Origin of the sequence: Virgisporangium ochraceum (assembly GCF_016863655.1) — a bacterium.
GTDB lineage: Bacteria > Actinomycetota > Actinomycetes > Mycobacteriales > Micromonosporaceae > Virgisporangium > Virgisporangium ochraceum.
Genome location: NZ_BOPH01000112.1, coordinates 16,807 through 32,163 on the forward strand (window position 1 = coordinate 16,807; position 15,357 = coordinate 32,163).

At 72.1% G+C, this 15,357-nt stretch carries 11 protein-coding genes; 4 read left to right on the plus strand and 7 right to left on the minus strand.

Translation table 11 applies throughout. From position 1 onward, the window contains the following. Nucleotides 1-4: 4 nt before the first annotated feature. The 7 genes from Voc01_RS40515 to Voc01_RS40545 form a co-directional block, all read right to left on the minus strand. Nucleotides 5-964 carry a hypothetical protein gene (locus tag Voc01_RS40515; RefSeq protein WP_203933020.1) on the minus strand — a complete coding sequence of 320 codons (960 nt, stop codon included), beginning with the start codon at nucleotides 962-964 and terminating at the stop codon, nucleotides 5-7. Continuing rightward, nucleotides 961-2,751 (minus strand): hypothetical protein, encoded by a 1,791-nt coding sequence (locus Voc01_RS40520; protein WP_203933021.1) that lies wholly within the window; start codon nucleotides 2,749-2,751, stop codon nucleotides 961-963. The genes Voc01_RS40515 and Voc01_RS40520 overlap by 4 nt, the downstream gene beginning before the upstream one ends. Then, complete coding sequence (locus Voc01_RS40525; protein WP_203933022.1) at nucleotides 2,748-3,956, minus strand: glycosyltransferase family 4 protein; 1,209 nt, start codon at nucleotides 3,954-3,956, stop codon at nucleotides 2,748-2,750. Before Voc01_RS40525 ends, Voc01_RS40520 begins: the two co-directional genes overlap by 4 nt. Beyond that, nucleotides 3,953-5,020 (minus strand): glycosyltransferase family 4 protein, encoded by a 1,068-nt coding sequence (locus Voc01_RS40530; RefSeq protein ID WP_203933023.1) that lies wholly within the window; start codon nucleotides 5,018-5,020, stop codon nucleotides 3,953-3,955. The genes Voc01_RS40525 and Voc01_RS40530 overlap by 4 nt, the downstream gene beginning before the upstream one ends. Then, the gene (locus tag Voc01_RS40535) at nucleotides 5,017-6,009 is read right to left on the minus strand and encodes a glycosyltransferase family 2 protein (RefSeq protein WP_203933024.1); all 993 of its coding nucleotides are present in this window, start codon (nucleotides 6,007-6,009) and stop codon (nucleotides 5,017-5,019) included. The genes Voc01_RS40530 and Voc01_RS40535 overlap by 4 nt, the downstream gene beginning before the upstream one ends. A gap of 162 nt (nucleotides 6,010-6,171) precedes the next feature. Next, nucleotides 6,172-9,288, minus strand: coding sequence for a beta strand repeat-containing protein (locus Voc01_RS40540; RefSeq protein ID WP_203933025.1), 3,117 nt, complete (start codon nucleotides 9,286-9,288; stop codon nucleotides 6,172-6,174). Between the two features lie 41 nt (nucleotides 9,289-9,329). Next, entirely contained in the window at nucleotides 9,330-10,166 is an 837-nt protein-coding gene (locus tag Voc01_RS40545; protein WP_239160846.1) for a glycosyltransferase family 2 protein, read from the minus strand. Between the two features lie 324 nt (nucleotides 10,167-10,490). Here Voc01_RS40545 and Voc01_RS40550 point away from each other — a divergent pair, with 324 nt between their 5' ends. The 4 genes from Voc01_RS40550 (at nucleotide 10,491) to Voc01_RS40565 (ending at nucleotide 15,286) form a co-directional block, all read left to right on the plus strand. Then, entirely contained in the window at nucleotides 10,491-11,147 is a 657-nt protein-coding gene (locus Voc01_RS40550) for a response regulator transcription factor (RefSeq protein ID WP_239160847.1), read from the plus strand. 72 nt (nucleotides 11,148-11,219) lie between these two features. Then, on the plus strand, nucleotides 11,220-11,657 hold the full coding sequence (locus tag Voc01_RS40555; RefSeq protein WP_203933026.1) for a DoxX family protein: 438 nt from the start codon (nucleotides 11,220-11,222) through the stop codon (nucleotides 11,655-11,657). 521 nt (nucleotides 11,658-12,178) lie between these two features. Next, nucleotides 12,179-13,492 (plus strand): extracellular catalytic domain type 1 short-chain-length polyhydroxyalkanoate depolymerase, encoded by a 1,314-nt coding sequence (locus tag Voc01_RS40560; protein ID WP_239160848.1) that lies wholly within the window; start codon nucleotides 12,179-12,181, stop codon nucleotides 13,490-13,492. Between the two features lie 36 nt (nucleotides 13,493-13,528). Next, on the plus strand, nucleotides 13,529-15,286 hold the full coding sequence (locus tag Voc01_RS40565; RefSeq protein ID WP_203933028.1) for an RICIN domain-containing protein: 1,758 nt from the start codon (nucleotides 13,529-13,531) through the stop codon (nucleotides 15,284-15,286). The last annotated feature ends 71 nt before the right edge of the window (nucleotides 15,287-15,357 follow it).

The window sequence follows — 15,357 nt, forward strand, 5'->3', positions numbered from 1 at the left end:
GCCGTCACACCTTTCTACTCACGAGGATCTGCGGGCAGGCGCGCCAGTCCCGGAGGAGCCGATCGGCGTCCACTGTGGACGCCGGCCCGTCGAGGGCCAGTCGCCACACCCGCAGCACGGGGTCCACCCGCAGGTCGATCTCCCGGAACCGCCGCTGCGTGGCCAGGCGGGCGGCCCAGTAGAGGCGGTGCTTCCAGTGCGTCTCCCGCCGGGCCAGGCGCGCCAGCCCGGCGGCTGGTCCGTCCCGGACGCCGGTGCAGTGCGCGATCAACTGGCCCAGTCCGTCGACCAGGTGCCCCCGGGCGACGGCGACGTCGACCGGCGGCGGACCCGCGTGGCCCAGCCGCTGCCGCAGCACCGCGCACATCGCCTCCGTCACCTCGGGCCCGGCGGCGGCCGGCGGGTCACGTTCGATCTCCGCAAGGCGTTCGCTGTAGCTCGGTCGGTACCGCTTCTCCACCGCCAGGTGGGCCTCGGCGAGCGCCTCGTACGACTTCGCGACCACCCGCTCGGCGGTGATGGCTCCCACCGAGTGCTTCACGTGCTCCAGCAGCCGGTTGCCCAGCACCCGGACCCCTTCCCACGGTGGAAGGTCGGCCGCTGCGATCGGTGGCACCAACCGGTCCAGGTCGACCGACCCGGCCATCACCACGCCGGTGGCGCGTGCCTCGTAGAACGAGAACGTCAGGTGGCGCCGTAGCGGGCCGACCGGTACCGCGCCCCCGTCGACGCCGGTGTGGCGGTGCCGGTCCACGACGGCGCCGACCGCGGCGATCAGCCGCGGATCGGTCCGTCTCGTGAGGACCATCAGGTCGATGTCGCTGACCAGCCGATCGCCGTTCCAGATCTCCTCGCCACGCGCCGCCGAACCGCTCACGACCACGCCGAGGACGTGTCGGGCGACGGGTGCCCGGTACAGATCGACGATGAATGCGTCGACCCGCTCCTTGACAGCCGGATTCACCGCACGACCCGGTAGAGCACGATGTTTCCGTTGTCGTAGCGGCGTTCGAACGGGCCCTGGTCGAACTTCGACAGCGCGGCCCGGGTGAGGTTGGTGTCGACGTAGGCACCCGGCTCGGCGTCGTTGAAGTAGAACCCGGTCAGCGGGAACCGGTTCGCGGTGCGCAGGTCCACGGCGATCCACTCGATGCCGGCCCGTTGGACCTCGGTGAGCACCTGTCGCGTCACCTGGTCGGGGATGAAGATCAGCCAGACCGGGTAGCCGTCCTCCTCGTAGGTCACCGGTGTCTGCATCCCGATGGCGCCGAAGGTGACGCCGAGCGTGCGGTCGCCGGTGATGCGGTGGTCCGGGCCGTAGGCGCGCAGCATCCACCGGGCGGCGGCGACCACGTCGGGCGTCATCGAGCGCGGGTCGGCCGACGGGATGTACGGGCCGGGGAACCGGATGTGCTCACCCGATCGCGCCACACCGCCGCCGACGAACACGACGAACACCAGCGCCGCGGTGATCGGCAGCCCACGGCGCGGACGCAGGCGGACCACCAGAACCAGCGCGGCGGCACAGATCGGCGCCAGGCCGATGAACGCGAACTCCCACAACCGTTTGACGACCTGGTCACCGCGCAGCGCGACCAGCGGCAACGACAGGAAGTAGACCGTGCCGAGCGCGACCAGCAGCCACAGGTCCGGCCGCCGCCGGTGCGCCCGGAGCGTGACGGTTCCCCAGCAGAACAGCCCGAACAGGATCAGGACGGCCATGAAGCCCGCCACCCGCTCGTAGGCCGGCACCGGCAGGAAGCCGCCGAACAGCGCGCGGGGGCCCGTCCGTCCACCCAGGAAGTCGGGCACCGAGGTGAGGTTCGACACCACGTACGGGCCGATGTAGGTGAGGGTGTACCCGGCCGCCGCGAACAGCCAACCGAGCACCGCGGCGACGCCGAACCCGGCGAGGACGAGCAGCGGCGCACCGGGCGGCCGGCGGGTGACCAGCCGGCCCAGCACGAGCACCACCAGCAACCCGGCCAGCACGTAGGAGGAACCGTGGTGGGTGAGGACCACCAGCGTGGTGGTGGCGGCGGCGGCTCCGGCGGTGACCCACCGGGCCCGGCCCTCCTCGTCGCCCAGCCGGACGGCGAGCAGAACGGTGACGGCGACGAGCGGTGACGCCAGCGACTCGTAGGCGAACTGGGCGTCGAAGAACGCGAACGCGGGGTTCGACGCGAACACCACGACCGCGGCGAGCGCCGCACCCGGGGCCCGCACGAGCCGTTCGGCCAGCAGGAACACCGCCAGGCAACCCGCGACGCGGGCCACCAGGATCACGAGGTTCCCGGTGACGAACACCGGTCCGCCGGTCACCGAGGCGAGCGTCGCCGACACGGCGTGCAGCCCCGGATAGTCGGCGACCACGCGGTTGAGCGGGTTCTCGCCGAACAGCCGGTCGCCGTCGAGCAGCGCCCGCACCGCACGCACGTGGGCCTGCTCGTCGAAGAAGTTGAAGAAGGACGGCGAACGCAGCAGCTTCGGCAGCGACATGAGGGTCGCGAACACCACCACCAGCACGGCGCCGGCGCGGCGCCGGTTCGTGGCGAGGACGAACGTGGCCGCGGTGGTCGCGAGCGCGAGCCCCACCGACAACCAGAACATCTCGTGGACGCCCGGCGTGGTGCCGTCGACGTCCGTGCCGCCGAAGGCGGCCCGGTAGGTGGCGACGAACCCGAGACCCGACAACGGGAAACCGCTGGAGACGAGCAGCAGCAGCGCGGTGCGCCCCCGGCCGGCCGTCACGCCCGCACCGTCCGATCGGCCCCGCTAGTGGTGGTGTCGACGACCTCGTCGTACACGCGCACGATGCGGGCGACCACCGCCTCCGTGGTGAACCGGGCCGCGCGCTCGTGGGCGGCCCGGCCCATCGCCGCCAGCCCCGGCCGGTCGGATGCCAGGTCGGCGATCGCGGCCGCCAGCGCGTGCGGGTCGCCCGGCGGAACCAGCACACCGCTCGACCCGTCGACCAGGTCCGGGATCCCGCCGACGTTCGACCCGATCACCGGGCGGCCGAACGCGAACGCCTCCAGGACGACGGTCGGGCACGGCTCCGGCCAGATCGACGGAACCACGACGAGCGCGGCGGAGCGGTACCTGGCCCACAACGGGTCACCGCCGAGCCGGCCGGCGAAGGTGACCCGCGGCGGGACGACCCCGGCCGGCCGGTCGGCGCCGACCACGACCAGGTGCCCGGACGCAACGATCCTCCAGGCCTCCAGCAGGACGCTCAGCCCTTTGTGCCGGTCGGCCGGGCCGACGTACAGCACGTCGGTGCCGACGGGTCCGCCGGGGCTTCCGGCCGGTGGGTCGAGGAAGTTCGGGACCACGTCCACCCGCCCGCGGCACACCTCGCGGGCCCGCCGGGCGACGTGGTCGGAGACCGCGAGGAACCGGTCGGCGCGGGCGACCAACGCCGGCGTCGTGGCACCCAGCGCGGCGGCGAGGACGCACCGCTTGAGCGTTCCCTGCTCGTCACCCGGGCAGGTGGCGCAGCGCGGGCCCCGCCCGTGTGCGCACTCCCGGTCGCCGCGCAGCAGGGTCTTCTTCGGGCACCGCAGGCCGTGGTCGTGCAGTGTCACCACGACGGGCGTACCGTGGCGGCGCGCCTCGGCGGCGGCGGAGAACGCGCACCACCCGTGCGCGTGGACGACCTGGGGGTCGAACCGCGAGAACGCGGCGGCCAGCGCCCGCCGGAACGCCGCCTGCGGCCAGGGCGGATGGAACGCCCGCCCGGCCTTCTGATACGCGCCGGGAAGGCCGACGCCGCTCGGCGCCCGGTACACCGCGACGCCGTGATCGTCCACGATGGACGGTCGGCCCGGTCCGCCGCCGGCCACCACCGCGACGTCGTGCCCGGTCCGGCGCAGCTCGTGGGCGAGCCGCCGGACGTGGCCCTCCAGCCCGCCGGGCGCGGGCGGGTAGAAGTCGGCGACGAGGAGAACCCTCATCGCGCCGCCCGGTGCGGGATCCGGGCGACCCGCTCGTAGACGGTCTCGTAGCGGTCGAGCACCACCGGCAACGCGTACTCGCCGAGGTCGACCTCGGCCCGGCGACCGGCGAGCGACCGCACGGCACCGGCGACGTCGGCCGGACGGGCCGGATCGGCGGTGCGGACGACCGCCGGGAACCGGGTGCCCCACTCGGCGAGGGCCGTGTCGCCGCTCGTCACGACCGGTGTGCCGGCGGCCAGCGCCTCGAGAACCGTGTACGAGAACGCCTCCGCGGCAGACAGGTTGACGTGCACCGCGGCGTCCCGGAGGATCGCGCGTACCGCGTCGTCGGTGAGCCGTTCGGTGGTCAGCCGCATCCGGCCGGCGACGCCGAGACGGTCGGCGAGGGTGCGCAGATCGGCCCGCTGCGGGCCGTCGCCCACCACGTGCAGCCGGAAGCCGGGTAGGTCGGCGAGCGCGCGTACCACCGCGTCCACCCGCTTGTAGGGCACCAGGCGGGACACCACGACGATCGTCGGCGGAGCGTCCACAGTGGACCGGGCAGGTTGCGCCGGCGTGTCGACGCCGTTCGGGATCACCTCGGGCAGCACGCCGAAGTGCCGGTGGACCAGCCGCGCCTCGGCCTGCGACACCGCCGTCACCGCTGCGGCGTCGCGCACCACGCGCGCCGCGACGCGCCGGTACGCGGGGTGGACGAGCCGGGCCGCGAGGGTGTGCCCGCGCCCGTGGTAGTGGGCGGTGAGCACGTACGGGCGGCGTCGCGCCAGCCACACGGCCGGTGCGACGGTCGAGTGCAGGTTGTGGACGTGGCACACGTCGGGCCGCAGGCCGCGCAGCACGGGGACGATCCGGCGGGACCACTCGAACGTCGTGCCCCGGCTCGGCAGCGTCAGCACCCGGAACCCCGGCCCGGCGGGCGACGGCCGCTCTGCCTCGCCGCCGTAGGTCACCACGAGAACGTCGTGGCCGCGGGCCGTGAAGCCCTCGGCGAGTTGCCGGCACAGCGTCTCCACCCCACCGACCCGTGGCGGAAATCCCCGCGTGACGAGCAGGAGCCTCATACCCGCTGCCCCGTCCGTCCACGATGGACGTCGGGCCGGGCGGCCCGGCGCCGGTCCGCGACGAGCCGGCGACCGCCGGCGGTGAGCAACCGGCCGCCGAACCCCGCGGCGGTCACGAGCAGGCCACCGGCGGCGGCGACCGCTCTCGCGGCGGCGAGGTGGTCGCGGCGCAGCACACCACGGGCGGCGTACCGGGCGATCGCGGGCAGCAGCGTACGCCGCGCGTAGCTCTGGTCGAAGCCCAGCGCGGCGGGCCCGTAGCGCAGGCGGACATCGGCTTTGGAGACGCCCTCGGCGACGCACCGGTGCCACAGGTACCGCCAGGTGGTGCGGTCGGCCGGCACGAAGTGGTTCACGACCGCGCCGGGGGTGTACCGGATGCTGTCGCGTCCGTGGCGGCGCCGCAGCGTCACCGCGAGCGCGATCTCCTCGTTCGAGTGGTTCTTGGGCTTCGGCCCGCTCGGACCGAACTCGACCGGGAACCCGCCGGCGTCGACGAGCGCGTCGCGGCGGACGGCCATGTTGCACGCGATCGGCCGCGTGATCGGTTGGGCGACGGTCGGATGGCCGGCGTAGGTGCAGCCGACCACCCAGTACAACTCGGCCGGCAGCCGCTTCGCGCCGGGGTGCTCCCACATCGGGACGATGCGTCCGCCGGTGGCGACGACGTCCGCGTCGGCGAACGGCGCGGTGAGGTGCTCCAACCAGTCGGGTTCGGCGACCGCGTCGTCGTCGATGAACGCGAGCACGTCGCCGGTGGCGGCCGCCGTCCCGGTGTTGCGGGCGGCCGACACCCCCCGGCCGTCGCTGGCGAGAACGGGGACGCCGGTGGGCAGGAGCCCGTCGAGCCGTTCGCGCAGCGGCTCGTTCGTGTCGACCACCACGATCACCTCGTGCGGAGCGTTGGCACGCACGCTCCGCACGCAGTCGACGAGGAGAGGCAGCCGGCGGTCGGTGTGCGTGCACACCACGACGGACACTCCGGCCACACCGGCCACGACAACACCCCCGCGCTGCGTTCCAACCCCGTGCAGCGACCACGCTACCGGCCACGGGCGGCGCTCCGTGTTGCCATAAACGACGCTCGATCCGGTGCGGTTTCCTGGCTGGGAACCACACCGGATCGAGCGTCGTTTGTCCGGAACCCGCGGCTACGACACCCGGAAGCAGCCCACGCAGCTCGCCTTGCCGCTGTCCGGGTTCGTCACCAGCACCGTCCGGTTGCCCGTACCCGTCGTCGCGGCGGCACCCACCGTCGCGGTGATGGTGGTGGAGTCGACCACCGTGACATCCGTGACGGTCACGCCGGTGCTCAGGCTGACGGCCGCACCGGGTACGAAGTTCGTGCCGGTGATGGTGACCCGCGCGGTGCCGCCCCGGGCCACCACGTTCGGCGTGATGCCGGTGACCGTCGGCGCGCCGCTCACCGCGAACACGGTCGAGTTCGAGCCCTTGCCACCGTCGGCGTTGACCACGCTGACCACCCGGTCACCGGCGACGGCCGCACCGGCGACGGACAGCGTCGCGGTGATCGTGTTCGCGTCCACCCGGCTCTGGCTCATGACCGCGACACCGGTGCCCGCGAACGACAGCCGGGCGCCCTCGCTGAAGTTCGACCCGCTCACCGTGACGGTGGTGAGCGCTCCGCCGCCGAGCACGCCGGGCGTGACCGACTCGATCACGGGCGCGGCCGTCACCACGAAGCACCCTCCACATTGGACGCTGCCGGCGTCACCGGGGTTGGTCAGGATCAGGTCGCGCGGACCCGGCGCCGCGGCACCCGCCGTCGACAGCGTGAGGGTGAGGTTGCCGGCGTCGACGACGGTCACCGAGGTGACCGCGACGCCGCTCGCCGGAACGGTCACCTTCATGCCCGACGTGAAGCCGGAACCCTCGACCGTCACCGTGCGCACCGCGCCCGGGCCGATCGCGTTCGGCGTAACGGCGGACACCTGCGGACCCGGCGCCACCGTGAAGCAGGCGGCACAGGTCACCGTGCGACCGTCGAGCAGGGTCACCGTCAGCGGACGCGAACCGACCGCGGCGTTGCCGGCGACGACGACGTGCGCGGTCAGCGTGGTGGCCGACACGAACGTCGTGAACTTCACGGTGACGCCGGGCCCGAGGTCCACCTGTGCGCCGGGCGTGAAACCCTTGCCCGTCACAGTGACGCTCTGGCCGAACGCCCCACCGTTGGCGCCCTGGCCCAGGGTGGCCGGAGCGGTCGACGTGGCGGCGAGCGGCGCCAGCTCGGTGAGCGTCGAGGTAGCGGTCAGCGCGCCGTCGGTCGCGGTGATCACCTCGGCGCCGGCGGTGGTCGACGCGGTGACGGTCGCGACGTAGATGCCGAAGCCCTGGTCGGTCACCGGCGAAATGTCGACGTCTCCGTCGGTCGACAGGGCGACCGGCTCACCGGTCTTCGGGTTGCCGTGCCTGTCGGTGACGGTCACCGTGGCGTTCACGGTCGAGGTGCCGTCCGCGGTCACGCTCGGCGCCGACAGCACCAGCGTCACGGTCGCCGCCGGCCCGGCGGTCTGGGTCAGCACGGCGCTTCCGGTGGCGCCACCGGTGGTTGCGGCGATCGTCTGGGTCCCGGCCATCGTGGACGCCGTGAGCACCGCCGAGTACGTCCCGTCGCCGTGGTTGGTGACCGCGCCGAACGTCGCGCCACCGTCACTGGTGAGGGCGACGGTGTCGCCGGTGCGGGCGTTGCCGAACCGGTCGGCCACGGTCACATTGACGGTCGACGTGGCGGTGCCGTCGGCGACGATCGTCGGGTCGGACAGCGCCACGGTCACCACCGGGGCGGCCGGGTTCACCTGGAGGGTCGCGGTACCCGTTGCCGTGCCGGAGGTCGCGGTGACGGTGTGCGGACCGGCGACGGTCGCCGTACAGGTGCTGCCGGCGCACGACCCGTCGGGCGCGATGGTGAACGTGCTTGCCGCGGTGCGGTCACCGAGGTTGTTCCCGCTCGCGTCGCGGCCCTGCGCGGTGAACGAGCGGCTCGCGCCGGCGTCCATCGTGGACGTTCCCGGCGAGACCGCGAGGCTCGCGAGTGCGCCCGGCTGCACGGAGATCGGGCCCTGGCTGCTCGCCAGCGACCCGTCGGAGACGCTCACGGTGTGGTTCCCCGCGGTCCGCAGGGTGACGCCACCGGTGAAGGTGTGCGTGCCGCCGTCGGCCGCGGTAAAGGTGTACACCGGCGGCAGGGCCGCCGCGGGGTCCGTCGAGGTGAACGTGACGGCGCCGCGGTAGCCGGTGGCGACGTTGCCGTACGCGTCGCGCAGGGTCACCGTCGCGGTGCCGGCCGACCCGGCGGCGGCCGGGCTCGTGATACCGGTCAGGGCCATGGCCGTCGCGGCACCGGCGACGACGGTCGTCGAGCCGCTGCCGGCGATCGACGACGTGGCCCTGTCGGAGGCGATCAGGTTCCGGGCGCCGGCGGTCTTGAACACCACGCCGGTGAAGGTGTGCGTGCCGTTGTCGACGGCGGTGAACGTGTAGTCCGCCGGCTTCACGACCGCCGGGTCCGACGACGAGAACGTCACCGTGCCGCGGTAGCCGGTGGCCACGTTCCCGTACTGGTCGCGGGCCGTGACCGTGACCGACTGGCCGGCACCCGCGGTGACGGTCGCGGGCACGCCCACCGACAGCTGCGACGCGGCCGCCGGCGCCTCGGTCAGCGTTCCGAAGTTGGTGCCGCCGACGCCGCGCGTGACACCGGAGACGGTGACCGCGCCGGTGGAGCCGTCGAGGTACATGGTGCCGCTGGCGACCGGTGTGCTGGCGGTCGGACGCACGCCGAGCCGGCCCGTCGTGCCGGAGTTGGCCCCGATGGTGACGACACTGGCGGTGGACGACCGGTCGCAGACGAAGAACGTCAGCGCGGTGGCCGTCGGGGTGACGTTGAGCGTTGCCCGCGTCGCGTTGGTGCACGACGACGAGGCCGAGATCTGCGGCCGCGCCGCGGTGCCCGGGCCGGAGAGGGCGACGCTCACGGTCGCGCCGGTACGGAACTCGAAGCCGGCCGGCGCCATGACGGCGAACCGCCCGAGGGAGATCTCCTGCGCGGCGGCCTCGTCGACGACGATCGCGCCGAGGTTCGTGTAGGTGGCCGTCGGACCGGCGTTGGTGGCGGTCATGGTGGTGCCGCCACTCGCCGGGGTCACGGTGGAGGCGGCGAGAGCCGGCGTCGCGACCGCGCCGGCCGCGAGGGCTCCGGCTGCGGCCGCGACCAGCGCCCGCCAGAAGGTGGACCGTTTCTGCACTGAAGAGGTTCCTCTCGGTTCGCTGAGGGTCGGTCGTGGCATCAGAGGGACGCCGCGGCCACGGCGTGGGCGTGCTGGTGCGTCGGGCGGTGCGCGGACGGCCGGCGCAGCCGCTCGCGGGCGAGCGTCCGCAGCACCCGCAGGCCGTCCCGGACGGCGTTCAGGTTGCTTTCGCCGTGGATCCGGTCATGTTCGAAGCTCGGCACCTCGGCGACCGTGAGCCCGGCCCGGGCGACGCGGACGTTGATGATCGTCTCGATCTCGAACCCGTCACCCCAGCACATCGCCCCGGCGGCGTCCTCGTGCCCCGCGTCCAGGTTCAGCGTCGGCAGGCAGTGCCGCCAGAACGCGTTGTAGCCGTAGCAGAGGTCGGTGAACCGCGTCCCGTTGAGCACGTTCGCGATCAGGTTGAGCGCATGGTTGCCGGTGCGCCGGATACCCGTGATGTCTGTGCTACCGCCGCCGGCGACGAACCGGGAACCCTTGGCGTAGTCGGCGCCGGCCCGCAGCGCGGCGACGAAGGCCGGGATCTCGCGGGGGTCGGTCGACCCGTCGGCGTCGAGCATGACGATGATGTCGCCGCGGCAGGCGGCGAAGCCGCACGCGAGCGCGTTGCCCTTACCCCGGCGCGTCTGCCGCACGATCCGCACGTCGGGCCGCAACCGCCGCGCCACCGCGATCGTGTCGTCGGTCGAGTTGCCGTCGACCACGACCACCTCGTAGATGTCCGCCGGCAGCAGTGCGAACACGTGGGGCAGGTTGCGAGCCTCGTTGAGCGTGGGAATGACCACGCTCACCCGGGGGAGCGCGGACGCGGTGGAGCCGATCGGCGCGGCGGGCGTACGCGGGCAGGGGGGAACCACGACGGGTGCGAGCACGGGCCTTCTCCGAAGTCAGTGGATCGGGCTCGGTTTCGCCACTGACTCCCCGCCGGACCGAGGGCGACCATGAACGCCCGGCGGATCTACGCATCCCGGCGGCCCGGGTGGGCCGCTGCTAACACTGTGGAACCTGAACGGCAACCGCGTTGTCCGGTGTTTGGACGGTTACCCGCGCCGGCCAGTCGGTCGTCGCGCGTCAAACGCGCCATTGTCGCCTGGCCCGGCCCGGCCCGGAACCACCATGTGGGATCAGCTCCCTGAACAAGGTTAAGATTCGTCACAATCGATATCTGACGGCGACCGCCGTGTGATTCTGGCGACGTGCGACTGCTCCTTGTAGAGGACGACCACGAACTGTCCGACTTGCTCGCGGCCGCCTTGAGCGACGAAGGCTACACAGTCGAGGTGGCCAGCGACGGTCAGCGCGGGCTGCATCTCGGCCTCACGCGGCGCTACGACGTCGTGGTCATCGACCGAAGGATCCCGGCTATCGACGGCCTGGACCTGTTACGGCGGCTGCGCGGGCGGGAGGTGCGGGCGCGGGCGATGATGCTCACCGCGCTCGGATCCGTGCACGAAAGGATCCAGGGTCTCGACGCCGGCGCCGACGACTACATGGTGAAGCCGTTCGACCTGAACGAGTTGCTGGCCCGGTTGCGGGCGCTGTGCCGGCATACCTCCGAGACCGGTGAGACATTGCCCATCGGCGCGGCGCACCTCGATCTGAACCTGCGCGACGTCGCCCTGTCCGACGGCCGGCGGGTCGCACTTTCGGCCCGCGAGTTCGATCTGCTGCGTGTCCTGGCGGCCCGGCCGATGTCCGTACACACGCGATCGGAATTGTGCCGCACCATCTTTCAGCGGGAACACACAGAGTCCACTGTGGATACATACGTCTATTACCTGCGTCGAAAGCTCGGCCGTGACGCGGTGCGCACGGTGTACGGCATCGGATACCGCCTCGGCACGTTGTCGTGACCGGTCTGACAGTTCTCTGAGATTGCGTCCCTAGCCTCATCGGAACCGTACGTACCCAACCGAGGAGGCGCAATGTCGTTCGAACGGTTCTCCGGCCCGGTGTGGTCACTGTTCCGGATCGTGGTCGGGCTCCTATTCCTGTGTCATGGCGCAGCCGGTGTCCTGGGTGTCTTCGGCGGGCACCGCGGAAGCGGGCACGCCATCGAGTTCGGCACCTGGCCCAACTGGTGGGCGGCCCTCATCCAGCTCGTCGGCGGCGCGCTGGTCCTGACCGGCCTCCTGACCCGGCCCGCAGCGCTGCTGTCGTCGGGATCGATGGCCTACGCGTACTTCGTTGTTCACCAGCCGGAAGGCCTGCTGCCCCTCAACAACGGCGGCGTGACCGCGGCCCTGTACGCCTGGGCGCTGCTCACGATCGCGGTTCTCGGCGCCGGCCCGTGGTCGGTTGACGCCCTGATCGAGGCCCGGCGCACCGGCGTACACCGGTCACCGGCGCCGGCCGGGGCATAGCGGGTCTCGGCCGGCGGCCCAGCACGAGACGGTACCCGGCCGCGGCGGTTCCGCACCGCCGCGGTCGGCCGCCGACGGCCCCGGTCGTGCAGCGCCCGGGAAGGACATCGATGGGCACCCACGGACGCGATTGTGAAGATCACCACCAGCGCGATCCGCGGTACGGACCTGTACCTGGTCCGTGGCACGATGCCCGGCCTGCAGGAGGATTGATCGATGTGACGGGCGATGGTGCCGGCCGACCCGGTGTGACCGGACGAGCGTCGTCGAGGTGTGGCGCGACGTGCCCCCGGAGGCGGGTCAGTCGGTGAACAACGACGTCCTCTGACTCATCGGGAATCCCACCCCGCCGGGTGTGGGGGAGCTGCCGGTGGATGACCCGGTCATGACGCGGCCGATTCAGCTCATCGGCGTGCATCTATTGACAGGAAAACGTCATACGAATTATGTTCCGCAGACCTCCCCATGTGTCCCTCGGACGCCGTGCGCGCCCGTACCACCCCCATTCCCGGGAGCTCTGCGTGAAGCGAATCCTGGCCGCGGCGGCCGCGGCCGTGCTGACGTCGTTCGGCCTGGCCGTGGTGACGCCCCAGTCGGCGTCGGCCGCGACGCTGACACAGGTCTCCGGTTTCGGTGCCAACCCCACCAACCTCGGGATGTACGTTTACGCGCCCGACCGGTTGGCTGCGCGGCCGGCCCTGCTCCTGCTGGTCCACTACTGCTCGGGTTCGGCCGCGGGAATTTTCAACGGCAACGGGCGCGACTTCGTCACCGCCGCGGACCGGTACGGCTATGTGATCGTCCTGCCGGAGGCCACGCGCAGCGGGCACTGCTTCGACGTGTCGACGCCGCCGGCACTGCGGCGCGACGGCGGCGGCGACTCGACCGGCATCATGTCGATGGTCAGCTGGGCCCGGGCCCGCTACGACGTCGACCCGGCGCGGATCGTGGTCAGCGGGTTCTCCTCGGGCGCCATGATGACGAACGTCCTGGCCGCCCAGTACCCGGACGTCTTCAGCGCCGCCTCGGCGTACTCGGGTGTGCCGGCCGGCTGCTTCGCCACCACCGACGGCTCGCTGTGGAACGGCCAGTGTTCCGGGGGCTCGGTCATCCGGACGGCGCAGCAGTGGGGCGACTTGGCCCGCGCGATGAATCCGGGCTACACCGGCCGCTACCCGCGCATGCAGGTATGGCACGGCACTACCGACACCACGCTGCACTACAACAACTTCGGCGAACAGATCAAGCAGTGGACGAACCTGGCCGGCCTGGGCCAGACGCCGTCCTCATCGGACAGTCCACGGTCGGGCTGGACCCGGACCCGCTACGGCTCCGCGGTCGAGGCGATCAGCATCGCTGGCACCGGGCACACGCTGCCGCAGAACGGGATGCTGGCCTACGCCATCACCTTCCTGGGCCTCGACGGTGGCACACCGACGAACCCGTCGGGTGGCACGGTCACGGGGGTCGCGTCCGGGCGGTGCCTCGACGTCCCGGGGACCGGAGCCAACGGCGCTCAGGTGCGGTTGTACGACTGCCACAGCGGCACCAACCAGGCCTGGACCTACACGGCGAACCGGGAGTTGCGGATCTTCGGCACCAAGTGCCTGGACGCCAGCGGACGCGGCACCGCCAACGGTACCGCGGTGATCATCTGGGACTGCAGCGGACAGACCAACCAGCAGTGGACCGTCGGCAGCACCGGGGCCCTGACCGGCGTCCAGTCCGGCCTGTGCGTCGACGCGGCGGCCGCCGGCACGGCCAACGGCACCAGGATCCAGCTGTGGGCCTGCCACGGCGGCACCAACCAGCAGTGGCGGCTCGCCACGGCCTGACCGCGTGGCCCTACTACGACCGGAGGAGCGTCGACGATGCCCACGACCCTGCGGGGCCGCACGGTTCTGGCCACCGTGGCCGTCGTCCTGTCCGCAATGCTCGTCGCCGTCGGGAGCCGGCCGGCGTCGGCGGCCGACGAGTCGATCAGCGTCGACTTCTCCGTGACGACCGGCGTGCCGACCTACCGGGCGTCCGGCTGGATCTACGGCATGACGGAGAACGGGGCGAGTCCGCCCGACCGCTACTTCACCGATGTGCGGTTCCGGTACATGCGGGCCGGCGGCGCCCAACTCGACAGCCCGGGCGGATGGGTGTCGGGCCGCTATGACCGCCGGTGGAACGCGACCCGGGCCCAGCTCCAGCGCACCCGGTCCCTGGGCGGGCAGTTCGTGCTGCTGGTGCACGACCTGTGGGGCGCCGACGGATACCCCATCTCGCGGTTTCCCGGCGACAACGGCAACTGGAGCGACTACGACGCCTTCCTGACCCGCCTCGTCGCCGACGTGCGGGCGACAGGAGCGCCTGTGCAGTGGGACATCTGGAACGAGCCGAACATCACGCTGTTCTGGAACCGCCCGCAGGCGCAGTACTTCGAGTTGTGGCGGCGCACCTACCAGCGCCTGCGGGCCGAGTTCCCGGACCAGCTGATCGTCGGGCCGAGCTGTGCGTGTGTTCCCTCGACAGGTGGCTGGTGGGTCCAGTACCTCGACTTCGTCAAGGCCAACAACGTCGTGCCGGATATCGTCAGCTGGCACAGCCTTCCGGGCGATCCCGTCGCGAACGTCGCCCTGGCCAACGCGACGCTGGACGCGCGGGGCATCGCGCATCCGCGGCCGTATCAGATCAACGAGTACGGCGCCTCCAACGAGCAGAACCCGGCCGACGGCGCCTGGTACATCGCCCGGCTGGAGCGCGCCGGCGCCGACGGTCTGCGCGCCAACTGGGCCGGCGGGTCGAACCTCCACAACGATCTGGGCAACCTGCTCGTCCACGACAGCTCCGGCCAGTACCGGCCGAAGGGGGAGTGGTGGGCCTACAACTTCTACGGCGGGCAGACCGGCCAGATCGTCGCGGTCACGCCCAGCTCCCACTACGACGCCTTCGCGACGCGCGACAGCGGGGTGGCGAAGGTGCTCGTAGGTGGGGGTACCACGACCGGCAACATCGCGGTCGGCCTGCGGCGCCTCGACGCCACGACCGGGGTCGTGCGCGACAACCAGGTGCGGGTCGTGGTCCACCGGATCCCGCACAATGGCGGTGGCGCGGTGACCGGCCCGGTCACGGTGCAGGACTCGGTGGTCGCTCTGGCGAACAACGCCGTGACGGTGAACGTGCCGCACTCGACCGTCGACGACGCGTTCACGATCACGGTGACGTCGCCGTCGGACGCGCCGGCGCCCACCGCGCAGCAGATCGTGGGCAGTCAGTCCGCGCGGTGCGTCGACGTGCCGAACTCGACCACCACCAACGGCACCCAGGTCCAGCTGTGGGACTGTGGGACCGCCACCGGGCAGCGGTGGACGTACACGGCGGGCCGGCAGCTGACTGTCCACGGCGGCACCAGGTGCCTCGACGCCAGCGGCGCCGGAACCACGAACGGCACCCAGGCCATCATCTGGGACTGCAACGGCCAGCCCAACCAGCAGTGGAACGTCAACGCCGACGGCACCATCAGGGGCCAGCAGTCGGGGCTGTGCCTGGACGCCACCGGCGCCTCCACCGCCAACGGCACGAAGATCGTCCTGTGGTCGTGCAACGGGCAGCCCAACCAGCGGTGGAGCCTGCGGACCTGACGCACAGTCATCAGATGACCGGCCGGATCGCGCGGGAGTAATCGGCGTGCCGGTTGGGCGTCCACTGTGGA

Excerpts from the sequence above, each read along its gene's own strand:
- Voc01_RS40565 (WP_203933028.1), top strand. The coding sequence starts at position 13,529 with ATGCCCACGACCCTGCGGGGCCGCACGGTTCTGGCCACCGTGGCCGTC.
- Voc01_RS40530 (WP_203933023.1), bottom strand. The coding sequence starts at position 5,020 with ATGAGGCTCCTGCTCGTCACGCGGGGATTTCCGCCACGGGTCGGTGGG.
- Voc01_RS40555 (WP_203933026.1), top strand. The coding sequence starts at position 11,220 with ATGTCGTTCGAACGGTTCTCCGGCCCGGTGTGGTCACTGTTCCGGATC.
- Voc01_RS40525 (WP_203933022.1), bottom strand. The coding sequence starts at position 3,956 with ATGAGGGTTCTCCTCGTCGCCGACTTCTACCCGCCCGCGCCCGGCGGG.